At 70.0% G+C, this 22,629-nt stretch carries 23 protein-coding genes and 1 pseudogene; 8 read left to right on the top strand and 16 right to left on the bottom strand.

Annotation, left to right across the window (positions count from 1 at the left end; genetic code table 11):
• Positions 1-123: 123 nt before the first annotated feature.
• Together ABD327_RS08815 and ABD327_RS08810 are read right to left on the bottom strand one after the other, a co-directional pair.
• Positions 124-642 (bottom strand): hypothetical protein, encoded by a 519-nt coding sequence (locus ABD327_RS08815; protein ID WP_344449738.1) that lies wholly within the window; start codon positions 640-642, stop codon positions 124-126.
• A gap of 281 nt (positions 643-923) precedes the next feature.
• Positions 924-1,679 carry a hypothetical protein gene (locus ABD327_RS08810; RefSeq protein WP_344449737.1) on the bottom strand — a complete coding sequence of 252 codons (756 nt, stop codon included), beginning with the start codon at positions 1,677-1,679 and terminating at the stop codon, positions 924-926.
• A gap of 417 nt (positions 1,680-2,096) precedes the next feature.
• On the opposite strand from ABD327_RS08810, the gene ABD327_RS08805 reads away from it, so the two are divergent.
• The 4 genes from ABD327_RS08805 to ABD327_RS08790 all read left to right on the top strand — a co-directional run bounded on the left by ABD327_RS08805 (position 2,097) and on the right by ABD327_RS08790 (position 4,038).
• On the top strand, positions 2,097-2,297 hold the full coding sequence (locus ABD327_RS08805) for a hypothetical protein (RefSeq protein WP_344449736.1): 201 nt from the start codon (positions 2,097-2,099) through the stop codon (positions 2,295-2,297).
• On the top strand, positions 2,297-2,443 hold the full coding sequence (locus tag ABD327_RS08800; protein WP_344449735.1) for a hypothetical protein: 147 nt from the start codon (positions 2,297-2,299) through the stop codon (positions 2,441-2,443). Before ABD327_RS08805 ends, ABD327_RS08800 begins: the two co-directional genes overlap by 1 nt.
• Positions 2,444-2,592: 149 nt before the next feature.
• Entirely contained in the window at positions 2,593-3,498 is a 906-nt protein-coding gene (locus tag ABD327_RS08795; RefSeq protein WP_344449734.1) for a hypothetical protein, read from the top strand.
• A gap of 222 nt (positions 3,499-3,720) precedes the next feature.
• A complete protein-coding gene (locus ABD327_RS08790) occupies positions 3,721-4,038 on the top strand; it encodes a hypothetical protein (protein WP_344449733.1) in 318 nt (105 codons plus the stop codon).
• A 158-nt stretch (positions 4,039-4,196) separates the two neighbouring features.
• Here the strand turns inward: ABD327_RS08790 and ABD327_RS08785 are convergent, their stop codons facing one another.
• From ABD327_RS08785 to ABD327_RS08765, 6 genes and pseudogenes are all read right to left on the bottom strand, one after another.
• Complete coding sequence (locus ABD327_RS08785) at positions 4,197-6,407, bottom strand: xanthine dehydrogenase family protein molybdopterin-binding subunit (protein WP_344449732.1); 2,211 nt, start codon at positions 6,405-6,407, stop codon at positions 4,197-4,199.
• Positions 6,404-7,393, bottom strand: a complete 990-nt coding sequence (locus ABD327_RS08780) for an FAD binding domain-containing protein (protein ID WP_344449731.1) — start codon at positions 7,391-7,393, stop codon at positions 6,404-6,406. Before ABD327_RS08780 ends, ABD327_RS08785 begins: the two co-directional genes overlap by 4 nt.
• Positions 7,393-7,944: a (2Fe-2S)-binding protein gene (locus tag ABD327_RS08775; RefSeq protein ID WP_344449730.1), complete on the bottom strand. Its 552-nt coding sequence runs from the start codon at positions 7,942-7,944 to the stop codon at positions 7,393-7,395. The genes ABD327_RS08780 and ABD327_RS08775 overlap by 1 nt, the downstream gene beginning before the upstream one ends.
• A gap of 282 nt (positions 7,945-8,226) precedes the next feature.
• The gene (zwf, locus tag ABD327_RS08770) at positions 8,227-9,627 is read right to left on the bottom strand and encodes a glucose-6-phosphate dehydrogenase (RefSeq protein WP_344449729.1); all 1,401 of its coding nucleotides are present in this window, start codon (positions 9,625-9,627) and stop codon (positions 8,227-8,229) included.
• Positions 9,628-9,821: 194 nt separating this feature from the next.
• Positions 9,822-9,986, bottom strand: a pseudogene (locus tag ABD327_RS37445) (alcohol dehydrogenase catalytic domain-containing protein); the annotation flags it as partial.
• 268 nt (positions 9,987-10,254) lie between these two features.
• Positions 10,255-10,443, bottom strand: coding sequence for a hypothetical protein (locus ABD327_RS08765; RefSeq protein WP_344449728.1), 189 nt, complete (start codon positions 10,441-10,443; stop codon positions 10,255-10,257).
• Positions 10,444-10,650: 207 nt separating this feature from the next.
• Between ABD327_RS08765 and ABD327_RS08760 the strand changes: the two genes are divergently transcribed.
• The gene (locus ABD327_RS08760) at positions 10,651-11,496 is read left to right on the top strand and encodes a helix-turn-helix domain-containing protein (RefSeq protein WP_344449727.1); all 846 of its coding nucleotides are present in this window, start codon (positions 10,651-10,653) and stop codon (positions 11,494-11,496) included.
• On the opposite strand, the gene ABD327_RS08755 is transcribed toward ABD327_RS08760, so the two are convergent.
• Both ABD327_RS08755 and ABD327_RS08750 read right to left on the bottom strand, forming a co-directional pair.
• Complete coding sequence (locus ABD327_RS08755; RefSeq protein ID WP_344449726.1) at positions 11,383-12,513, bottom strand: MFS transporter; 1,131 nt, start codon at positions 12,511-12,513, stop codon at positions 11,383-11,385. The genes ABD327_RS08760 and ABD327_RS08755 overlap by 114 nt on opposite strands.
• Before the next feature lie 277 nt (positions 12,514-12,790).
• A complete protein-coding gene (locus ABD327_RS08750) occupies positions 12,791-13,441 on the bottom strand; it encodes a hypothetical protein (protein WP_344449725.1) in 651 nt (216 codons plus the stop codon).
• Between the two features lie 27 nt (positions 13,442-13,468).
• Here ABD327_RS08750 and ABD327_RS08745 point away from each other — a divergent pair, with 27 nt between their 5' ends.
• Positions 13,469-13,804: a hypothetical protein gene (locus ABD327_RS08745; RefSeq protein ID WP_344449724.1), complete on the top strand. Its 336-nt coding sequence runs from the start codon at positions 13,469-13,471 to the stop codon at positions 13,802-13,804.
• A gap of 229 nt (positions 13,805-14,033) precedes the next feature.
• Here the strand turns inward: ABD327_RS08745 and ABD327_RS08740 are convergent, their stop codons facing one another.
• Positions 14,034-14,678 (bottom strand): TetR family transcriptional regulator, encoded by a 645-nt coding sequence (locus ABD327_RS08740; protein WP_344449723.1) that lies wholly within the window; start codon positions 14,676-14,678, stop codon positions 14,034-14,036.
• Positions 14,679-14,763: 85 nt separating this feature from the next.
• Between ABD327_RS08740 and ABD327_RS08735 the strand changes: the two genes are divergently transcribed.
• Positions 14,764-16,161 (top strand): MFS transporter, encoded by a 1,398-nt coding sequence (locus ABD327_RS08735; RefSeq protein WP_344449722.1) that lies wholly within the window; start codon positions 14,764-14,766, stop codon positions 16,159-16,161.
• A gap of 73 nt (positions 16,162-16,234) precedes the next feature.
• Here ABD327_RS08735 and ABD327_RS08730 read toward each other — a convergent pair whose 3' ends face one another.
• The 3 genes from ABD327_RS08730 to ABD327_RS08720 all read right to left on the bottom strand — a co-directional run bounded on the left by ABD327_RS08730 (position 16,235) and on the right by ABD327_RS08720 (position 19,330).
• Positions 16,235-16,822 carry a TetR/AcrR family transcriptional regulator gene (locus ABD327_RS08730; RefSeq protein WP_344449721.1) on the bottom strand — a complete coding sequence of 196 codons (588 nt, stop codon included), beginning with the start codon at positions 16,820-16,822 and terminating at the stop codon, positions 16,235-16,237.
• A gap of 124 nt (positions 16,823-16,946) precedes the next feature.
• Positions 16,947-18,623: a serine/threonine-protein kinase gene (locus tag ABD327_RS08725; protein WP_344449720.1), complete on the bottom strand. Its 1,677-nt coding sequence runs from the start codon at positions 18,621-18,623 to the stop codon at positions 16,947-16,949.
• Between the two features lie 116 nt (positions 18,624-18,739).
• A complete protein-coding gene (locus ABD327_RS08720; RefSeq protein WP_344449719.1) occupies positions 18,740-19,330 on the bottom strand; it encodes a TetR/AcrR family transcriptional regulator in 591 nt (196 codons plus the stop codon).
• A 104-nt stretch (positions 19,331-19,434) separates the two neighbouring features.
• On the opposite strand from ABD327_RS08720, the gene ABD327_RS08715 reads away from it, so the two are divergent.
• On the top strand, positions 19,435-20,349 hold the full coding sequence (locus ABD327_RS08715; RefSeq protein WP_344449718.1) for a TIGR03620 family F420-dependent LLM class oxidoreductase: 915 nt from the start codon (positions 19,435-19,437) through the stop codon (positions 20,347-20,349).
• 134 nt (positions 20,350-20,483) lie between these two features.
• Here ABD327_RS08715 and ABD327_RS08710 read toward each other — a convergent pair whose 3' ends face one another.
• Both ABD327_RS08710 and ABD327_RS08705 read right to left on the bottom strand, forming a co-directional pair.
• Positions 20,484-21,143, bottom strand: a complete 660-nt coding sequence (locus ABD327_RS08710) for a LuxR C-terminal-related transcriptional regulator (RefSeq protein ID WP_344449717.1) — start codon at positions 21,141-21,143, stop codon at positions 20,484-20,486.
• A complete protein-coding gene (locus tag ABD327_RS08705) occupies positions 21,140-22,573 on the bottom strand; it encodes a sensor histidine kinase (protein ID WP_344449716.1) in 1,434 nt (477 codons plus the stop codon). Before ABD327_RS08705 ends, ABD327_RS08710 begins: the two co-directional genes overlap by 4 nt.
• Positions 22,574-22,629 lie beyond the last annotated feature (56 nt).

Here is a 22,629-nt window from a genome sequence, read left to right as displayed (position 1 = left end):
GTTCTCCGGCCGGGGAAGCCGGATCGGACCTGGACGGCTCGTCGTCGTCAGCGCGAGCACGATCAGCTCGGCCGGGTTGAAGTCACGCAAGGCATCGGCGTGCGAGGCTACGGGATCGGTTCGTCAGGCTTCGGGAGCTCTGTCCGGACCGTTCTCAGCTTGCCGGGATTCCATGATGTCGTCGAACCAGTGGATGAATTCGTGCACGGTGCCGATCCGGGCCACTCGGTCATGCAGGGCTTTCTGATCGTGGCCGGGCAGGAAGTGGCCGAGCTTGACCTCTGCTCCGCAGCCACAGCCGCACGCGCGTGAGGCGTGTTCCGACTCGAAGTAGGTGATCGGGTTGCGGACGGCGTCCACTGGAGAGGGCTTGCCCACATAGGCGTCGTAGACGGGGTGTCCGGCGGTCAGGATCTTGCCTTCCATGGCGCGGCGGTTACCCGCCGGCACGATCCGCTCGATCTCGATCGCCTGCCGGATGACGCCCTTGTAGTTGATGAGTGCGAACTGCTCCCGGTCGGCCCGGGCGCCGAGCACCCAGCAGCCGCGGTTGGCCTCGTATATCTGCTCCTGGGTCATCTCCTCGGCGAAGCCGAGATATGCCCGGCCGAGCGGATCCTCCCACGGCTTGAGCGGCCGCATGTCTCCCAGCGTGATATGGATCATTCATCCTCTATACCTGAACCGAAATCCCGTCGCAACGTCCGGTGGCTGGGGATGGTGCTGAGAATTCGCCTTCGGTGCTCTTGGCCTGAGGGGGAGGGGTGTGATTTCGATTCGGCCTCTTGTGCTCAGATCGAATTTCAGTTCGCACACGCAAGTGCGGAGAAGGTCGCGTCTTCGTCGAGACGACGATCTGCGGAGTCCGGGTCGTTCGGCATGGTGCGGGTCTTCGGAATCGCTGAGCCTTCCGCGGGTTTTGATCAGGCTTGCTGCGCGGACATGGTCTTCGTCCAGACGCTCCGGGCCCAGGCGGGGGCGTTGCTGATGGCGAAGGCCGCGTAGACGTAGCCGACGAGGGCCGCTGTGGCGCCCACGAGGACCAGCGGGTTCTGTCCCCCGTACTCGTCGGCGTCGGGCACCACGTAGCCCTTGCCCGCCTGCCAGTTGACGAGCGCCTGGACGTTGAGGCTGAGGGCCAGGAGGCCGACGATGAGCGTGACGGGCAGCCACGGGAGCACCACGAGGAACGCCAGTGCCGTGGCGGACATGTTCTTGAACGCGGCGATGACCGCGACGGCGGCGAGGATCAGTCCGCTCCACAGAACGTACTGCGCGACCGCTTCGGCGTAGGGGTTGTCGCTGTGCGGCGGCCATTGGAGAAGTTCGTCGAGGCCGAGTTCGGTGCCGGGCGCGGGACCGAACGCCTCCGGGCGGATCGCGTAGCCCATGAAATTCGCCAGCAGGTCGGACAGGACGACCCAGACCAGCAGCAGCATTCCGGTGAGGGCCAGCGCGGCCACCATTCCCGCGGTCGTCGAGAGACCGGTCGTGACGAGCAGACGAAGCATGAGACCGACGCGTCCGGCTGCGCGCCCTCCGAAGAGGACCGCGTCGATCCAGGCTTTCGCCAGGAAATAGAAGGCGAGGATCCCGGCGATCACCACGAAGGGACCGCCCAGGTCGCGCAGTGTTTCGAGAAGGAAGTCGTCGGGTTTGGGAATGCTGCTGATGTCCATCAACGCACCACCATTGCATGGGGCCCCAGGGAAGACACATCTTTCCACGGACGGAGGCAGGCGTCAGGGAATCTTCTGAAAGCCGTGGAATCGGTCTGCGACAGGATGGCGTCGAGGAAGCCGCCGCCGCGGTCAGGCGCGGATCTTTCCGGTCGCATAGCTTTGTCAGCGGTCAATTAGGTGAGGTTTCCGTATGGCCTCTGCGTTGAGGCGGCTGGTGAAGAACCTGCGGTCGCCGAGTGACTACATGTCCCATCTGGGGGAGGACGACGACGATTCGGTCCTGGATCCGGAGCTGCCCGTGTCGGTGAAGCGGAAGATGTGCTTCGTGCCGGGGGCGCTGCATCCGGTGGGCGGGTTGCCGCGCAGGTCCGGGCCGCCGACCGCGCTCTCGGGCGGTGGGAGATCCTCCAGCGGGTGGCGACCCACAACGACGCCTACCAGGAACTCCTGGCCAGGACCGTCCGCGACGAACTCGCCGTCGTCGAGATCGAGGACCTCACCGAGCAGGCCAGGATCATCGAACACGCTCTGCGCGCCAGCGTCGCCGACGCCCGCCGTGCGGGTCTCGCCCTGCTCCCCGGTGCTCCTGAAGCCACCGAAAGGAAGGCCGGCTGATGTCCCGAAAGCTCACTCTGGCCAAGCTCCCCGTCTCCCTGGGCGCCTACGCGCTCTTCTTCCGCATCCCCGCGGGCCTCAACGTCCTGGGCGCCTTGATGCTCCTCTTCCAGGCCCTCTTGTTCCTTCTCTTCTTCCTGGGCTGACCCCGTGAGTCCGCGGGCCGGTAGGGTGCAGCGGATTTCTTGATCATGCGTGAAGGGTGAGAGCGATGCGTCGAGTTCTGCCGGCCCTGCTGGTGCCGCTGATGGTCTGGGGCGGAGCGGGACCGGCCGAGGCGGCTCCGGTCACCGATGTGGACGTGACCGCGCAGGCGTCGAAGACGATGGTGGAAGAAGGGGAGAGGTTCACCATCGGTGGGACGATGACCGGGATGCTCGACGGGGAGCGGGTGCCGCTCGCCGGGTACACGGTCCGGGTGGACGGAGGCGACGCCGGCAAGGGCAAGGCGGTGACCGGCGGCGACGGGAGGTATTCCGTTTCCTTCGTCGGGAAAATCCCAGGACGGTTCACAGTGAAGTGGACCTGGGGTTCCCTCGCTTCGATCCGTGTGGATGTGCGAACGCGCCTGCGGATGAAGGTCGAGCAGGCCATTCCCTCCGCGGGGAAGGTACGGATCGCGGGAAGGGCATGGCGTAGGGAGGAGGTTCCTCACTCGCTGCCCAAGGTCCGTCTGTTCATCGAACAGGGGCGGACGAAGAGTGGACCGTGGAAGACCATCAAGAAGGTGTCGAGCAAACCGAACGGCATGTTCGAGTATCCGTTCGACGTCTCGGTGCCCGCGTCGAAGCTCGGCTACTGGCGCGTGCGGTACGGCGGGAGCGAGTACTTTGGGCCCGCGAAGACCGTGGCGGTGCGCACCTACCGGACGAAGGCGACTTCCTTCCGGTTGAGCAAGACCAAGGCCGCCCACAGGAGCAATGTCACCATCAGCGGTGCCGCCTGGTACACGCCTGGTCTCGCCGGTACTTCCTACAAGCCGTTCAAGAAGGCGCGGATGCGCGTCGAGCAGCGCTGCAACGGCAGCACCTGGAGCGGCAGGGTCGCCCTTCTCCTACACGGTAAGGCCAACGCCAAGGGACGTTTCAAGGGCACCTTCCAAGCCCACTGCACAGGCGAACTCCGCGCCGCCTTCTATACCGATTCGGGGATGCTCATCGGCTACTCCCACAGCCTCCGCATGCAGGTCCCCGGCCGCTGATACCGAATCCGATGATCGATCGGTGACCGGGAGCCGAGTGCGAGAAAGTCCCGTGGGGACACCCGGCGGTTTCGCTCGAGCCGGTTCTCCGGGCGCCATGATCGTGGGGGTGTCGTGTGGGCTGTACGCCGTCTTCCGCCGGATAAGGCCGAGATGTGCCTCTTGTTGCTTTTGTCTTCCGTCTCTAGGCTGAGTCGGCTTGAAGATCCAGGAAGGGTGGCCATGTCCGAGGAAGCTCGCGAGTTCCGTGCCCGCTACGAGCGGCATGTTCAGTTTGTCCTAGACGGTGACATCACTTCCGCGCTGGCGGACATGGTGCAGGAGAACCTGGCGAAGATGGTCGAGGGCGTCACCGTCCCGGCCGGGAACGTCGTCTCGCTGCGCATCGTGGACGTCCGCAAGGAAGGGGAGACCTGGGTCGGCGACACCGTCTACACCACGACGGACGGGCCGATCGGGCTGCGCTCGTTCTGGGAGCTGCACGACGGGGTCTGGCTGGCCGCCGCCCTGGAGAACTTCCCCGTCCCGCAGGAGGCGTGAGAGCCGCCGCCGGAGAGGCACGGTCGCTGACCGCGGTGGCGGTCGGCGCACAGCACGTCGGTCGGCGTGAGCAGCGGTGGCATCAGTGGGGAGCCCCCGGCGACGAGTAGCTCGAGCAGCGCGTCCTGGGCCTGCGGGACCCGCCTCACCCGGCCGGTTCAGAGCATCAGCTGGTCGATGGTGATCGGCAGGGAGCGGACGCGGCGTCCCGTGGCGTGGTGGACGGCATTGGCGATGGCGGCGGCCATGCCGACGAGGCCGATCTCTCCGACGCCCTTGGTGCCCACCGGGGTCGCCCGGTCGGGCTCGCCCACGAAGACCACTTCCATGTCGGGGACGTCGGCGTTGACGGGCACCAGGTAGTCGCCGAAGGTCGCGTTGGCGATACGGCCCGTTCCGGAGTCCGTCACGGTGTCCTCGAACAGGGCTTGGCCGATGCCGCCGACGGTGCCGCCGATGATCTGGCTGGTCGCCGTCTTCTCGTTGAGGATGCGCCCGCCGTCGATCACGGAGACCACTCGCGCGACGCGCAGCAACCCCAGGTCGGGGTCGATGCGGACCTCGACGAACTTGGCGCCGAACGCGCCCGCGATCGCCATTCCCAGTTCCTCCGGCAGGGGCGGGGTACTGCGACCGTCGGCGCCGAGTTCCTCCAGGCCGTGCCGGGCGAGGATGTCGACATAGGACTCTCCCCGGCCGACGGCGCCGGCGCGGTGGATACGGCCGTCGCTCACCTCCACCTCGTCCAGACGCGCGCCCCGTAGAGGCGACGCCGCGTCATCGGCGACGAGATCGAGGAACTCCCGCACCAGGCGTCGGCAGGCCACGTGCACCGCGTTCCCGAGAGCGCCGGTGAGGCCGGAGCCACCGGCCTGCGGCGAGTAGGGCATGTCGGAATCGCCCAGGTCGAAGCGCACCCGGCCGGTGTCGAGGCCGAGCAGTTCCGCGGCCAGCTGGGTCATGACCGTGTAGGTCCCGGTGCCGATGTCGGTGGCCGCGCTGCGCACGAACGCCGAGCCGTCGCGGTTCAGCGAGGCGCGGGCCTGGCACGGCACCTGGTAGCCCGGATAGGAGACGCCGGCCAGCCCGTAGCCGACCAGTCGGTGGCCGTCGCGCATGGAGCCCGGCTCCGGGCCGCGTCGCGACCAGCCGAACCGCTCCGCTCCGCGTGTGTAGCACTCGCGCAGGGCGTTGCTGGACCAGGGGAGCCCCGACACGGGGTGCTCGGCCGCGAAGTTGCGCAGACGCAGTTCGAGCGGGTCCATCGCCAGCTCGTGGGCGAGTTCGTCGATGGCCGACTCGAGCGCGAAGTTCCCCTGGCCCTCGGCGGGTCCGCGCATGGAGCCGGGGCAGGGGATGTTGAGCCGTACCTGCCGGTCCCGGGTGCGGGTGTTGGGGCAGGCGTAGGAGACGGCCGAGCACTGGGAGACCGGTTCGTAGTCGTCGTCGTCCATCGCCACCGTCGAGACAGCCTCGTGCTGGACGGCGACCAGGTCGCCGGCACGGGTGGCTCCGAGCTTGAGGCGCTGGACGCTTTCGGGCCGGTGGCCGACCGACGTGAACATCTCGGGCCGGGTGAGCACGAGCTTCACCGGCCGCTGGACCTCACGTGCGGCCAGCACGGCGAGGATGACGTGGGGCCACACGCGAAGGCCGGCGCCGAAAGCCCCTCCGACATAGGGCGCGAGGACCCTGATGCCGCTCTCGGGCACGTTGAAGATCGTCGCCAGCGAGGTGCGGACGTTGTGCGGCCACTGTGTGGAGTCGTGCACGGTGAGCGCGTCACCGTGCCAGATCGCGACGGTCGCCATCAGCCCGAGCGGATTGTTGGTGTTGTCGGGGGTCGTGTAGGTGTTGTCGATGACGACGTCCGCCGCGGCGAAACCGGCGGCCACGTCGCCGCGTTCGGTGTCCAGCCGCCACGGATTCTCCACGACCGGTGCCGCGGGGTCGTCGATGTCGAGCAGCGCTTCGACGTCCTCGTACCGCACGCGCACCAGCGACGCGGCGTGCCTCGCCTGCTCCGCGGTGGCCGCCACCACCACGGCGATGTGCTGCCCGTAGTGCAGAATCCGGTCATTCTGCAAAGGAGCGGGCGGTGACGGCCCGAGAAGGGTCATCGGCCCGCGCGACAGGCGCATCGCGTTCTCGAACGTGATGACGGCGAGGACTCCGGCGGCCGCTCGCGCCTCGGCGGCGTCGATGGCCAGGATCCGGCCGACGGCGACGGTGCTGCGGACCAGCGCCGCGTGGACCATGCCGGGGTAGTCGAAGTCGTTCGGGTACTGGGCGCCGCCCGTCACCTTCAGGGGGGCGTCCACCCGGTCCAGGCCCGCACCGATGATCACTCGTGATCCGGCAGCGGTCATGATCCGGCTCCTGCGGCGGTCTCCAGGGCGCGTACCAGCGTGCGCTCGGCCAGCTCCACTTTGAACGCCGTGCCCGGCAGCGGTCTCGCCCCCGTCAAGGCCGCCTCCGCCGCGGAGCGGAAGACCTCGCCGCCGGGCGCCGAGCCGCGCAGTACGTCCTCGGCGTCCCACGCGCGCCACGGGATCGTCCCCACCCCGCCCAGAGCGACGCGCGCCTCGGCGATGACACCGTCATCCATGATCAGGGCCGCACCGGCCGAGGTCAGCGCGAACTCGTAGGAGACGCGGTCACGGACCTTCAGGTAGTGCGAGCGTGTTCCCCGCGGCGGCAGCGGGATCTCGACCGCGGTGATCAGCTCGCCACGCACCAGCGTGTTCTCGATGTTCGGTGTTTCTCCCGGGGGGAGGTAGAACCGGGTCAACGGAATCGTGCGGACACCGTCGGCCCCCTGGACGTGGACGAGTGCGTCCAGGGCGACCAGGGGCACCGCGACGTCGGAGGCGTGCAACGCGATGCAGTGGTCGCTGGTGCCCAGGATCGCGTGCATGCGGTGCGCGCCGGTGATCGCGGCGCAGCCGGAGCCGGGAGCACGTTTGTTGCACGCCGCCACGGTCGGATCCCGGAAATACCGGCACCGAGCCCTCTGCAGGAGGTTCCCGCCGATGGTGGCCATGTTCCGCAGCTGGGTCGAGGCGCCGAGGAGCAGTGCCTCACGGACGAACGGCAGTCGCTCCCGCACGACCGGGTCGGCGGCCAGTTCCTCCATGCTCGTCAGCGCTCCCACGCGGATCGAGGTGCCGGTGTGGGTGATGCCGCCCAACGGCAGGCGGGTGATGTCCACCAGCCGCTCGGGCTCGAAGACCCCGTCCTTCATGAGATCCAGTTGCGTGGTGCCTCCCGCGAGATAGGAGGCGTCGGGGTCCGCGCCGACCAGGGCCACCGCTTGCGCGGCGTCAGCCGCCCGCAGGTACTCGAACGGACGCATCACGCATCCTCCGACGCCGCGACGTCCCGGATGGCCGCACGGATGTTCGGATAAGCACCGCAACGGCACAGGTTGCCGCTCATGTACTCGCAGATGTCCTCGTCGGATCCCGCCCGTCCTTCGGCCAGGAGCGATACGGCCGACATGATCTGCCCCGGGGTGCAGTAACCGCACTGGAAGGCGTCATGGCGGGCGAACGCCGCCTGCATCGGGTGCGGGGCGCCGTTGTCGGAAAGGCCTTCGATCGTGGTGACCCGCCGGCCTTCGCACTGCGCGGCGAGCATCAGGCAGGACACGACCCTGCGCCCGTCGACGAGGACCGTGCACGCCCCGCAGGCACCCTGGTCGCAGCCCTTCTTCGCCCCCGTGAGGCCGAGATGGTCGCGCAGCGCGTCCAGCAGGGTGACGCGGGAGTCCAGCCGGAGGGCGCAGCCGACGCCGTTGACGTCGAAGGCCACCTCCACCGTCGAGACGTCCGTGGCGCCGTTCACCGCGGGAATGCCGGCGCCCGCGGCGGTCGAGGAACGCCGCGCACCTCTCATCCCGTCCATGGCATCTCCATTGTGAAGATCTTCCTCGATGGGCTTTTCTCCGCAGGGGTGAGCCTGGGAAAATTCTGCGCCGACTCCGCGCAGAACCATCGATTACCGCGGAGAGGAAAAGGCGCGAACCGTGTCTATTATGCCTTCGCCTTTCGTCAAGGGTGATCATTCCGAATGCAATCATCGGGAATGGCCGCCCTGGTGGAGGAATTCGACGCACCGCTCTTCCGAACCGCTCGGGGAACTCGTCCTCGACGCCGGCCTTCGCGACGCGGTGGGGAGCGGGCGAGGTCAGCTCGGCTCGGCGGGGGCGTTCTCCAGGGGGAGCCAGCGGCCGCCGGTCGCCAGGGCGTCGGCCTCGGCGGGGCCCCAGGTGCCGGGCCGGTAGGGGAGAGGCGCGGTGGCGGGGGCGAGGATGCCGTCGACGATGCGCCAGAATTCCTCGACCACGTCCATGCGGGCGAAGTGGCGCGGATCGCCGGTGATGGCGCCGGACAGGATGCGGACGTAGGCGTGGACGTCCTCACCGGAGAGCGGGGAGAGGTCGAGCCGGGCGGAGACCCGGCCGACGCCGGTGCCGGCCTGCTCGGCGAGCAGGTCGAGGGTGACGCCGGGCCGCGGGTTGAGGCGGAACCTGATCAGGTTCGGTGCCGGGTCCTCGGCGCCTCGGGCCCGGTAGAGGCGGGCGGGGGGCCTGTCCAGCTCCACGATGAGCTCGAGGGAGTGGGCCGCGAGGTTCTTGCCGGCGCGGATGGAGAAGGGGACACTGGACCAGCGTTCGGTGTCGACGTGGACGCGCAGCGCGGCGTAGGTCTCGGTGGTCGAGTCCGGTGCGACGCCCTCGGTCTCCCGATATCCGGCGTACTGGCCGCGCACGTAGTCCTCGGGCGCGACCGCGCGGACGGCCCGCAGCGTCCTGGCCTTCTCGTCCAGGACGTCCTGGGTGCCGCCGCTGCGAGGGGCTTCCATGATGAAGTAGGCGAGCACCTGGAACAGGTGGTTCTGGACGACGTCGCGGAGTGCGCCGACGGAGTCGTAGAAGGAGCCGCGGTCGGCGACGTCGAGGTCCTCGGCCATGGTGATCTGGACGCCGCGGACGTGGGCCCGGTCCAGGACGGCGTTCATGATCGGGTTGGCGAAGCGGAAGACCAGCAGGTTCTCGACGGCGTCCTTGCCGAGGAAGTGATCGACGCGCCGTATCCGCTCCTCGGGGAAGTACCTGGTCAGCTCCGTCTGAAGGGCGCGGGCGGAGGCCAGGTCGTGACCGAAGGGCTTTTCGACGATGAACCGCGCGTTCTCGTTGAGGCCCGCTTCGGCCAGCCCTTTGGCGACGGACACGAAGAAGGCCGGCGGGATGGCCAGATAGTGCGCGAAATGCTCGGATCCCGGGGCCTGCTCGACGATCCGCGCGTAGGTGGTGCTGTCGTCGTAGTCGACCGAGGCGACCTTCAGCAGGTCGGCGAGCCGTGAGAACACCTCCTCGTCGACGGGCCCGGCGGCGGCGATCGATTCGTGAGCGTGCCGGTGCAGGCGTTCCGGCGTCCAGTCACCGCGGGTGACGCCGATGACCGGCTCGTCGAGGACGTCCTGCTCCACCATCCGGTAGAGGGCTGGCAGCAGCATCCTCCTGGCCAGATCTCCGGTGATGCCGTACAGGACGAGCGCCTCGGCGCGCGATTCGGTGTCGGTCACTGACGTCCTCCTTTGCGCTGCGCCTCGCACACCGGCGAGGGGGAAGACCTCCGCCGGCTGGTCAGAGTCGGATGAGCACCTTGTCGTCGAACCTGTACCGGCCGCCGTGCCGGCAGGAGGACTGCGGCCCGCGGCGGCAGTAGTCGCAGGTGTCGTCCTCCCACGGGAACGGCGACACCATCAGGTCCCCGCTTCACGCCGTGCACGTCGGAGCCGACGTCCTCGACGGTGCCGATGAGCTCGTGCCCCACGGGCCGGCCCCGGTCGGTCGCGGGCATCGAGTGGTAGGGGTGCGGGTCGCCGCCGCAGATCGCCGCCCGCGGCACCCGGACGATCGCGTCCGTGGACTCGCGCAGCACCGGATCGGACTTGGTCCTCCACCCGCATGTCCCCTGCCCCGTACATCACCGTCACGCGCATGCCGGTCCCTTCCTAGAGGCCTTATTCGCTGTTTACCCCGCTCTTTCCGGGTGGGCGTATGCCGTATATCCGAATGGAGCGCATCTTTGGCAAAGGTTGCGATTTGCGCGATTGGAGCTGTTAGGGGTGCCGCAGATCGGAGATTCTTTCGTTCTCGGCCGGCAGGCGCAGCCGCCGATCGCCGCGAGGACGGTCGGGTGAACGGGTTCAGCGGCCGCAGGTGGCGATGTGGCGGTCGAATCCCGCTCGGCGCTTCTCGAGCTGCTCCTTCCGCTCCTCGGGCGTCACGTACTCGGTTCCGGCGGGGAGCGCCGAGGGTAGGGCGGAGAGCTTCACGACCTCGGAGGAGACGTAGGGCTCGTCGCCGACCCGGCCCCGGATCACGTAGCTCGACATCGATCAAGTAGGTAGGCAATACCAGGAACATCGCAATGGTCGTGAGGAGGCGGGCCCTCACCGAGTGAGCGGGGCCGACCGCATCCGGCTTCCGGCGGAGCGTCGGGAATAACCGGCGGCTTCGCTCGTGCTGCACGCTGCGTGGCAGATCTCATGGAGACGGCACAAGCCGGTACGGCCGCGGCCGTACCGGGATCGGTGTGGGAGATGTCGAGTCTGCGCCACGTCCGGCTGCCGGCCGGCATGGCGCTCGACGGTCCTCCCGATCCGGGGTGGGCGCTCGTGCTGGACGGTGCGGTCTCGCTGGAGACGGCGGCGGGGACGGAACCGCTCGCCGGCGGTGACGCGGTTCTCGTCGATGGACGTACCGCCCACCGGATCCTCGCGTCCGAGCCGTCCGGCCTGGTCGTCGCCGATCTGCGTCTGGCCGTTCCGGCGCACCGGCTGCCGAGTCCGCTGGTCGTGCGCGACTTCGGCGGCCGCCACAACGGCGTCTCGGCGCTCGTCGGGAAGTGCCAGCTCGGGGACGCGCGCCGGACGTCCTTCTTCGCCGCGAGCTACGGCAACCTCATCGGGGCGGCGATGACCGACTCCTGGCTCGAGGAGGAGGGGCGCGATGACACCTCGCCGGATCCGGCCGTCGCCTCCGTCGTCGCCGCCGTCACCGCTCGGCCGGGGGAGCCGTGGACCGTCGAGGGGATGGCGCGGCTGGCGCATCTGTCGCGTTCGGCGCTCGGGGAGCGGTTCCGCCGTGAGCTCGGCCGCAGTCCCGTCGAGGTGCTTCGGGAGGTGCGGATGCGGGAGGCGCGCCGGCTGCTCGGCGACGCCTCCCGTCCGGTGGAGCACGTGGCGTTCGCCGTCGGCTACGGGTCCGCCGCGGCTTTCAGCCGGGCGTTCTCCGCTCGCCACGGGGTCGCGCCGCAGGCGTGGCGCGGCGCCTCACCCACGCGGGACGCGGAGCATCGCGAAGCCCAGGCCGGCCACGACGGCGGACGCCGCGCCGAGCAGGAGCGCGGACGTGACGCCGTACGCGTCGAGGAGCACGCCTCCTGACGCGGAGCCGAGCGTGATCGCCACCTGGAACGCGGTCACCTGCAACGACAGGGCCGACTCGGCGCGCTCCGGCTCGACGCGGGTCACCCACAGCTGGGTGGCGACCGGCACCATGTTGAAGGCGAGGCCCCACAGCACGATCGCCGCCGAAAGCACCGGCAACGTCGTGGCGGTCACGGCGAGGAGAAGACCGGCGCCGAGCAGCAGCGGCGCCGCCGCGACGACCGCCCGCAGCCGGCCGGCGAACCAGCCGGCCGCCAGATTGCCGACCAGACCGCCCGCGCCCCAGGCCAGCAGCAGCCAGGTCGTGCTTCCGGGCGCCACCTCGTCGATGACGACCCGGATGTAGGGGTAGGCGGCGAAGTTGCCGAACGCGACGAGGACCACGCCCAGCACGCCCGCCATCAGCCGTCGGTTGGCGAGTGCCTGACGCAGCATGGTGAAACCGGCGGCGGGATGCGCGGGCACGGACGGCAGCGTCGCGGCGACGGCCAGCGCGCTCACGGCACTGAGGACGGCCGCGCCGACGAACACGGCGCGCCAGCCGACCTCGTCGCCGACCAGGGACGCGAGGGGGACGCCCGCGATGGTCGCGATGGTGACGCCGAGCGCGATGGAGGTCGAGACCATGTTGTCGCGGCCCGGCACGGCATGGGTTCCCGCGCCGAACGCGAACGACCAGTACCCGGCGATCGCGATGCCGAGCACGAGCCGTCCCAGGAGCAGGACGGCGAAGCCGGGAGCGGCGGCCACCGCCAGGTTCGCGACGACCGCCGCGCCCAGCAGCGCGACCAGCACCGTGCGCCGGTCGGTCCGCGGCAGCAGCACCGCGATGCTCGGGGCGGTGACCGCGCCGGCGACCGCGGTGGCCGCGACCGCCAGACCGGCGACGCCTTCGCTGACCCCGACGTCGGCGGCCAGGGCGGGCAGCACGCTCGCGGGCAGGAACTCGCTGGCCACGAGGGCCCCGATCCCAGCCGCGAGCGCGACGAGCGGAGGCCAGGTGGCGCGCTTCACGGACGGCGGAGGGATTGTGAGAGGCGGGGAGCCGGAAGGGAGCGGAGACGATTGAGCAGGCATGGATTCAGCTTCGTCGCCGCCGCGCCGCCGTGGTTGATCGTCTGACGCGCGCGGTTGATCGCACGACCGGTTCCCGTGCCTCGGCCGCTTCCCCTACCGGTCGGTGAGGCCCACGGCGTGGGTGCGGTGCGGATCCGCCTCGTCCTGCGTCATGCGCCCCTTCTCGGCGATCAGGGAGGGCGGCGCCGAGACCAGGGCGGTGACGGCTCCGGAGTCACCGCACAGAACCGGTCCTCCGCGTCATGGTGCGGGGCAGCGGCTTGTACGCGGTCCTGAGGGTGACACCGTTCCGGGCGTCGTGGCCCGGGGTGGAACGGGGGGAAACGCCGGTGGGGGTGCCGGGGCGTTCGATGGCCGGAACGACCCAGTCGGGGCACTGGGGGGCCGACTGGGGATTGACGCAGTACATGGTCTGCAGGCCGAGGACGCCGTTGACCGGCCAGCCGTGGAGGGTCGTCATGTGCGCGTTCGTGAAGACCCCCTTGACCTCGCGTTGTTCCACGAGCCTGCACGCCGATCCGGAGCAGCGATAGCGGCCGGCCCATGCGCGTAGAACGTAACTGGTTCCCTGCTGTTCGATGTTGGGGGACATCAACACCCGCTTCTGGGCGTAGATCGAGTGGATATTGTGTTTGTGCCGGACTTTGTCATATCCCCAGCCTTTGTCGGTGTCGCCGTCCCAGAAACCGCGTCGGATGGAGATGCCGCCGAGAGTGGGATGGACGGCTGTCGCGAGGACCTGGTCCGTTCTGTAGCCGGGTGGCGGAGGCGCCGCCGTCGCCGGTGCCCCGGCGTTGAAGACGGCGAGCAGAGAGGCCGCGCCGAGTGCGGCGGTGAAGGGAATGCCGGAGGGTAGGGTGCGCATGGTGACCGTCCTTGACCTGGAGATGCCGTGAACACTGCCGCCGAGGGCGAAGAGGTGCTGCGTTTCTTCTGGGAAGAGCTGCGGGTCGTCGATCCGCAGCGGAAGGAGGTGTCCGTGGAGCGTGCATGGGTGCACGGGCGCACTTCCGTGATAGTGCTGTACCGCTACCTCGGAAGCGGGCGGATCGGATATTTCCGGGACTTCGCGGATTGCACGCACGAAGGCGCGCGTTCCATCGGGGCGGCGCTCGCCCGGGACATCGACGAGCCGGTCGGAAACGCCAGAATCGACGTCGACCCCGTCACCGGGATCTCCTGGGTCGGTTTGGCGGGGCGCCGATTCCCTCCGGTTCCCGAGAATTAGACCGCTTCAGTCGTGGTGAAGCCGTGACGGCTGGGACGCTCGATCGCATGACAGCGATCTTCTCAGTGGTCAATAACTTTGTCGCTTAGCGTGACGGCTCTGGAGTTGTGCCACGTCGGACACACACTCCTGTCCCGTGCGCGGACGAAAAGCGACACGACCCGGCGACGGGCCGTCTGCGGCCGTCGGCGGTGGCCGGTCGTCAGGGCGTCGGCTTCGGCAGGACGGGTCAGGTGCGGCGGGAGGCCATCGTCTCGATGCCGGCGAGGATGAGGTCGATGCCGAAGGCGTAGTACTCGGCGAGGTCGAGGTCTTCGTCGATCGCCTCGGCGAAGGCGTTGAGCACCGGGAAGTCGGCGGTGGGGTGGCGGTGCAGGTGCATCTTGATCTGCCGGCGCCATTCGTCGGCGTCGCCGTTCCAGGACTGGGGGCAGGGCCGGTCGGAGATCAGCGCGCAGACGCCCTTCAGGACGTATGACGCGACCTGGTTGGCCTGGATCAGGGAGAAGCCGCCCCTGGTCAGGAAGGTCAGGGCGGTCTCCATGGCCTCCGCGAAGTTGGCCGATTCGAGTTTGTCGGCCGTCTGCAGCAGCTCGCTCGCGTACGGGTGGGCGTGCAGGCTGCCGAGCAGCGCCTCCGTCTGGCCGCGGATGCCCTCGAGCCACGGCTCGGTGCTCCGGTCGACGCACGCGTCGGCCATCAGCGCGTCGATCATGCCGAGGAACAGCTGGTCCTTGTTCTTGAAGTGCCAGTAGAGCGCCATGGGAGTGACGCCCAGCTCCTGGGCCAGGCGGCGGATGGTGACCGCGGCCAGCCCCTCCTCGTCGCCGATCCGGAGCGCGCTCTCGACGACCGCCTGCTTGGTGAGTGCCACTTGACAACCATACGCCGTACAAGTTCTGATGTACGACGTACATGTACGCCGTACAAGTACGTCGTATAGGAGCGGTGGAGGGGAAGTGGCAGTGGATCGCAGGGTCGCCTTGGGGGCAGTCGCCCTAGGAACTTTCATGACCTATCTCGACAACAACGTCGTCAACGTCGCGCTGCCGTCGATCCAGCGCGAGCTGGATCTCACGATCTCCGGCCTGGAGTGGATCGTCAGCTCCTACATCCTGGTCTTCGCGGGACTCCTGCTGGCCGGAGGCCGTCTCGCCGACATCTTCGGCGTCCGGGCCGCCTTCCTCGGCGGGCTCGGCGTCTTCACCCTGGCTTCGGCGATCGCCGGGGTCGCGGGCACCCAGGAGATCCTCCTCGGGGCACGGGCCCTGCAGGGCGTCGGAGCGGCGCTGCTGGCGCCCGCCGTGCTCGCCGCGATCGCGGCGCTGTTCCCCGAGCCCGCCGAGCGGGCCAAGGCCATCGGCCTGTGGGGCGGCGTCGGGGCACTCGCCCTGGCGCTCGGCCCGCTGATCGGCGGGGTGCTCAGCCAGCACGCCCACTGGGGCTGGATCTTCCTGGTCAACGTGCCGTTCGGCATCGTGACGGCGATCCTGGGCGCGCGCCACCTGCCCGCCGGCGGCGGCTCCCGCCGCCCGTTGGACGCGTACGGGCTGGTCGCCTCGTCGGCGGCGCTGCTCGCCCTGACCTACGCGCTCATCGAGGGCGAGCGGCACGGCTGGACCTCCGCCCTCATCCTCGGCTCCTTCGCCGCGGCCGCCGTCTTCGCCGCGGCGTTCCTCGTGATCGAGCGCCGCGCCGCCGACCCGATGATCGACCTGCGCCTGTTCCGCCGGAGGACGTTCACCGGCGGGCTGACGATCATCGGCCTGTGGTCGTTCGGCGTCTTCGGGATCTACTTCTTCCTCGCCCTCTACCTGCAGGGCGTCCTCGGTTTCAGCCCGACCCGGGCGGGCGCCGCGTTCATACCGCTGGCACTGGTCATGGCCGTCGTGTCGGGGGCCTCCGACCGGCTGGCGAAGCGGTTCGGCCCCGGCCCGGTCACCGCGTCCGGCATGGCCCTGATGGCGGCGTCGGTCGGCTGGATGTCCACGATCGGCGCGGGCGGCGGCTACCTCGACCTGCTGCCCCCGTTCCTGGCCTACGGGATCGGCGCGGGCATGCTGATCCCGCTCACCGACGTGGTCATCGGGGCGATTCCCGCGTCCGAGGCGGGCGTCGCCGGCGGCGTGCTCAACGTCTCCCGCGAGGTGTTCGGCCTGCTCGGCGTGACCGTCCTCGGCGCGATCCTCACCGCCCGCCAGGCCGCGGAGACCCCGGCGGCCTTCCTCGACGCCTACCGGTTCACCCTGGTGGTCGCCGCGGTGATCATCGCACTGGCGGTGCCGCTGGCCCTGGCCGCGCTGCGCCGCCCCGCCCCCGCCCCCGACAAGGAGACGGAGCCCGTCCTGGCCGCCTGACCGCCCGGGCTTCCCGCCCGAGCGAGTGCGTCCGGGCGGCGACGCCCGGACAAGGCCAGGCCGGGGTTCCCCGTCAGAAGAGGCAGTCGATGAGGCTGTGGAAGTAGGCCTTGAAGCGGCGCACGTTCTCCGGCGCGTTGGCATCCGGGGAGCGGGCGTACCCGAACTGCAGGCCGGTGTGGGCGTAGCCGTACGCGAGCCATACCGCGCCGTGGGCGGCCAGGACCGGGTCCACGTCCGGGTTCCCCAGCCCGCGCACCACGTCGGCCATGGCGGACATGACGGGGACGGCGTACCTCGCTTCGAGGTCGCGGATGTCCGCGGCGTCGGCGAGCCAGCGGTGCATCCACAGGGAGGGGAGCTCGGGATTCTCCAGGCAGAAGTCGAGGAACGCGTCGGCCAGGATGTGGAGGCCTTCCGGACCGGGCGGGACCCGCGACGCCAGCTCCTCCAGGAAGCGGTTCTCCTTCTCCCACAGGGAGTCCAGCACGGCACGGTAGATCTGCTGTTTGGTGCCGATCGCCAGCACGGAGTCCACCGGGACGCCCGCCGCGTCGGAGATCATCTGGATCGTCGTGGCGTCGTAGCCGATCTGCGAGAACAGCCTTCCGGCCAGGAGCATGACCTGCTCCTGCTCATCGGGCGAAGACGGTTCTCTCATGCTCCCCAGGGACCTTTGGATCGACGGCCTCGCCCCACTCTCGCATCCGGTGTCTTTCTGCCGTATCACGTGAGGCCCAAGTTCAGGCGAGAATCCGTTCGGCCGGACGGGCTCGTCCCCCCGGTCAGGCGCAGCCGTCGGCGCCGGGGGCGCACCAGACGGTGAGGTCGGTGAAGGGCATCGTGCTCTTCTTGGAACTTGCCAGGACGGAGGCGCCCAGGGCGACTCCACCGGCCTGGATCTCGCTGTCCTTCGGCCGGGTGAGCAGCGCGCCGTTGACGTAGAAGGCGAGGGTGTCGTCCGTCGCGACGGCGGTCAGGCGGACCTTGCCGTTCAAAGGGGTGCCGCCGGGGCGCTCTTCGAGGACCACCACGTCGTCGCCGGTGAACCACTTCCTGGTGAAGGTGCTGCCGTCGGCGCAGAGGACGAACTCATACGAGAAGGGTTCCCTGCGGCGGACGACGAGGGACGCGCACCGGGAGCCGGAGAGGACGACGTCCGTGCTGATGGCGACGTTCTCGAACCGGGAGACGCTGATGTCGCAGAACTTGACGTAGCCCGGTTCGGGGTCGACGTCGAGGAGGTATCCGGTGCCTGATGAGGGGCAGTCGGGGGTCTGGTAGTCGTCCGGGTCGTGCTGGATCCAGCCGTCCGGGACGTGTGCGGGGCGCGGTGCCGTGGCGGGGACCGAAGCGGGAGCCGAAGGGGCGTTCGGCGCGGTCGTGGAAGCCGTCGGGGCGGGAGTCGGGAGGGCCGCCCGCGCGTCGCCGCCGTTCCCGCTGGTGAGCGCGTACGTGGCGGCTGACGCGGCGACGACGGCCGCCAGGCCGACGGCGGCCGCGATCGCGATCTTCGGCAGGGAACGTGACGCGCCGACGGGGTGGGTGACGCCCTGGACGGGCGGCCCGCCCGGGAACATCGGGGGAGGGGTCTGCGGCGGGACGGCCGGGGCCCGGAACGTGGACGGCCTCGTCTCGGGCATGTCGGCACGGAGGAGCGCGTCGGAGAGTTCCCGGGCGGAACCCGGGCGGTCCCGGGGGTCCTTGGCCAGGCACCGCATGACCAGGTCGGCCAGGCCGGCGGGGAATCCCGGGCGGAGCTCGGTGAGCGGCTGCGGTGCGACGCTCATGTGGTGGTACATCAGCGCGGGCAGGGTGTCGACGGTGAAGGGCGGGCGGCCCGACGCGAGCGCGTAGAGCAGGCAGCCGAAGGAGTAGAGGTCGGTTCGGCCGTCGATCGCCTCCCCGCGGAGCTGTTCGGGCGCCATGTAGGACGGGGTGCCGATCATGCCCTGGGTCAGGGAGCCCGAGTGGGCGGCGATCCGCGCGATCCCGAAGTCGCAGATCTTCAGATCCCCGTCCGGCAGCAGGATGACGTTGGCCGGTTTGACGTCGCGGTGGACGACGCCCTGCTCGTGCGCCGCGGCCAGGGCCGAGGCGATCTGCGCGCCGAACTCCCGCACCTGCTCCGGGGGGAGGCCTCCTGGGGTGCGGGCCAGGAGACGCTGGAGGTCCTCCCCGTCCAGGAGCTCCATGACGATGAACACCAGTTCGCTCTCGTCGTCGGCGCCGCTGTCGAAGACCACGGTGATGCCCCGGTGCCGCAGCGCCGCCGCGGCCGTCGCCTCGCGCTCGAAACGCCGCATCGCCTGGGGGTCGTCGACCTGGTCGAGGGGGAGCAGCTTGACCGCCACGGAACGCCCCAGCCTCAGGTCGGTCGCCCGCCAGACCTCACCCATCCCGCCCCGCCCGAGCCGGGCGTCCAGGCGGTAACGCCCGGACAGGGTCAGATTCTGTCGCATGCGGTGCTCCCTCAACATGATCGATTCCATCGTCCTCGGATGGATCACCATGATCCCGCCATGGACCGACACAGTGGCCGATCCTGCCCAGAATGTGGAGGCAATCGTCGGCCGTCCTACTCCAAGGCGGGGGAGGTGCGCACCGCTTCGAGGACGAGGTCGAGCAGCCGGGCGGCCTGGCCGGGATCGGCGTCGGGTCCGGCGGACAGGGCGATGCCGACCACGAGCCGGATCAGGTCGTCCGCTGAGACGTCGGGACGTGCCGCGCCCGCCTGCTGGGCTCGGGTGAGGACGAGCGTCGCCGCCTTCCGGATGATCTCGTGGCAGTCGAAGCCCGGTTCGAGGGGTTCGGAGAGCAGGGAGCCGGTCAGCCCGTGGTCGCTGCGGGCGTGCGCCAGGAACGCGTGGAGCCAGGCGGTGAGCGCTTCGGCCGGGGAGGTGGCGGCGAGCTCGTCGGCCCGCTCGCGCAGCCGGTCGATGCGGTCGGCGAGGACGGCGGACTGGAGGGCCCGGCGGGTGGGGAAGTGCCTGTAGAGGGTGCCGGGGCCCACGCCGGCCCGGCGGGCGATCTCGTTGAGGGACGCGTCCGGGCCTTCCTCGGCGAAGGTCTCGCGGGCCGCGACGAGAAGGCGCTCGCGGTTGCGAAGCGCGTCCGCGCGCCGCGGGTGTCCTGGTTCTACGGACGTCCGGCCGCCGACTGTCTGCATCCCCCCATCTTCCGCGAATCATGCCGGGTAGCCAAGCGGAGAGGTTCTCCGTATTATCGCGGCCATAAACGGAGAACCTCTCCGTAAATGGCGGGAGACGAGCGATGACACAGGAGAACCCAGGCCGCACGGGGATCTGGACCTTCGCGTTCGACGGCGAGCCTGCGACACGGGTCCGTGAGGCGGCGGCCGAGATCGAGGAGCTGGGATACGGGGCGGTCTGGTTCGGAGAGGCGTTCGGCCGCGACACCGTCGGCCAGGCGTGGCTGCTGCTGAGCGCGACGCGACGCATCGTCGTCGCGGCCGGCATCGCCAACATCGCCTTCCGGGATCCGGTCGCGCTGGCGACCGCCGAACGGGCGCTGGGCGAGGCGTTCCCCGGCCGTTACCTGCTCGGCCTCGGCGGGCACCGGGTCGACGACCGGCCCATGCAGATGGACGGCTACACCGTGCCGGTCGTCGGCCGGGCGGTACCGACGATGCGCGCCTACCTGGACGCCATGGACGCGGTGCCCGCCCACGGGCCGGTCCCCGTCCCCGCCCCTCGCCGGGTGCTGGCGGCGCTCGGACCGAGGATGCTGGCGCTGGCGGCGGAACGGACCTGGGGCGCCCACCCCTATTTCGTCCCGGTCGAGCACACCGCGCGGGCGAGGCAGATCATGGGCCCCGACGCCTTCCTCGGCGTGGAGCAGGCGGTCGTCCTGGACCGCGACCCCGACCGGGCACGCCGGACCGCGCGCGCCCACGTCGCGGGCTACGCGCAACCGGCCCCCCACCAGCGCGCCAACCTGGAACGGCTCGGCTTCGGCGAGGACGACTTCTCCGGCGGCCCCGGCGGCGGACCGAGCGACCGGCTCGTGGACGCCATCGTCGCCCGCGGAGACCTGGAGGCGATTCACGAACGCGTCCAGGAGCATTTCGCGGCAGGCGCCGACCACGTCTGCATCCAGGTACTGACCTCCGATCCGACCGCATTGCCGCTGGATCAGTGGCGCGAACTGGCTCCGGCCGTCCTCTGACCGTGCGGGCATCGCGACTGCGTCGGCGATCCCGACGGGGGCCCGCCTGCCCGGACGCCGTGACCGGAGGCCCGGCTGTCGAGTTCCGGTGAAGGGCGGTGCGGGGCACCGGAGCCGCGGAGACCGCGTCTCGGTCAGGGGACCCGGCGGCTGTGGAGGTAGGCGAGTACCGCCAGTACGCGGCGGTTGTCGTCGTCCGAGGGGGACAGGCCGAGTTTGGTGAAGATGCCGGCCGTGTGCTTGGCCACGGTGCTCTCGCTCAGGTGGAGGCGCTGGGAGATGGCGGCGTTGGAGCGGCCCTCCGCCATCTGCTCCAGCACTTCGCGTTCGCGCGGCGTGAGCGCGGCCAGCGGCTCGTTCCCGGTGTTGCCGGCGAGGAGCTTGGCGATGACCTCGGGGTCCATCGCGGTGCCGCCCGCGGCGACCCGGCGCACGGCGTCGACGAACTGCTCGGCGTTGAACACGCGGTCCTTCAGCAGGTAGCCGATGCCTCCCGAGCCGTCGGCGAGCAGTTCGCGCGCGTAGAGCTGCTCGACGTGCTGGGACAGGACCAGGACCGGCAGCCCCGGGATCCGCCCGCGTGCTTCCAGCGAGGCCTGGATTCCCTCGTCGGTGAACGTCGGCGGCAGCCGCACGTCCACGATCGAGACGTCGGGGCGCAGCTCCAGCAGTCCTTCGAGCAGTTCGGGGCCGCTCTCCACGGCCGCCACGACCTCGAAGCCGTGGGCTTGGAGAAGGTGGACCAGACCATCTCGCAGCAGGTAGAGGTCTTCGGCGACGAGTACCCGGTTCACTGGGGAGACACTACGCGCTTCGGGGCTTTCTGGCGTGTATGGGTCTCGCGGTCGTGGGTGGCGGGGAGGAGGACGGCCGTCAGGTACATGGCGGTGCCGAGCACGACCATGAACGCGACGCACGGCCACTGCCAAGGCTCGGGCAGGTACAGCGCGAGGAACCAGCTCCTGTTCTCAGGGGCGATCACCTTGACGACGCCGGCCACGATTCCCTGCGGGAACAGCGGACACCACGCCGCCGACAACAGGAAGACCACCACGGCCGCCTTCCAGCGCGGCAGTTTGACGATGTCCCCGGCCCAGTGCTCGGGCAGCGCCCGGGGCAGCTTCATGGACGCCGTGGTCGGCCCGCCCGGCGGGCTCTCGATCGCCAGCACTCCGTCGAAGGCCGCCAGCCTGCGTTCGATCCCGGCCAGGCCGCTGCCCTTCGACGGGTCCGCCCCGCCCCACCCGTCGTCGGTGACCGTGATGAGCAGGTCCGAGCCGGCGCTGCCGATGTCGACCCGCACCGACTCGGCCCCGCCGTGCCGGGCCGCGTTGGACAGCAGCTCGCTGACCGCGAAGTAGGCGGCGGCCTCCACCGGGGCCTCGGGCCGGTACTGCAGGTCCACCTCGACCGACACCCGCAGCGGGCTGTCCATCGCCAGCGCCCGCACCGCGTCGCCGAGCCCGCGTTCGGCCAGCACCGGCGGGTGGACGCCGCGGATCACCCGGCGCAGCTCGGCCAGCGTCTCCGCCGACGCCTCCTTGGCCTTGGCCATCAGCGCTCTGGCCGCCTGCGGGTCGGAGTCCATGAGCCGTTCGGCGGCCCCGATCGTCATGCCGAGAGCCACCAGCCTGGCCTGGGTTCCGTCGTGCAGGTCGCGCTCGATCCTGCGCATCTCCGAGGCCTGCGTGTCGACCGCGAGGTTGCGCGCGCGGTTGAGCCGGTCCAGCCGTCCGGCCATGCGGCTGGAGACGGTGGCGGCGAGCAGGAGCTCGCACCAGAGCGCGTACACGCGCAGCCCGCGTCCGGGGAGCAGCACGAGCAGCGGCAGCAGCGTCACCTTGACCAGCGGGTCCAGCAGCAGCCAGAGCAGGTCGCGCCAGGTCGCCGGGTCGGAGAGCGTCCACTTCAAGCGGTCGTTCCAGGCCGGAATCCGGGGCGACTTGTAGAGGGTGCGGTCCGCTCGGTACATCCCGTCGGCCTGCCGCTGAGGGGGCGGCGGCTTCGGCAGGTACGGCGGGTCGATCCGCACCCCGGAGGAACGCTCCACCAGGCGCCTGGCCGTCTCCGTCACCCACCTGGTCATCCGCACCTGCGGCGGGAACAGGAACACCATGCCCAGCCCGAAGGTGAGGGCCAGGCACAGGAGCGCGGACACGAGCGTGACGAGCTCGGCGACGAGGAGCGCCGTCAGCGCCAGGACATGACCGAACTTCCGCAGCATGCCACCAGTGTGGTCGAAGGGCTCCTATCCGCATATGGCACCTAGATGCACCTTTG

This window comes from Actinocorallia aurantiaca (assembly GCF_039533685.1).
Lineage (GTDB): Bacteria > Actinomycetota > Actinomycetes > Streptosporangiales > Streptosporangiaceae > Actinocorallia > Actinocorallia aurantiaca.
This window is presented reverse-complemented; position numbering and strand designations above follow the sequence as displayed.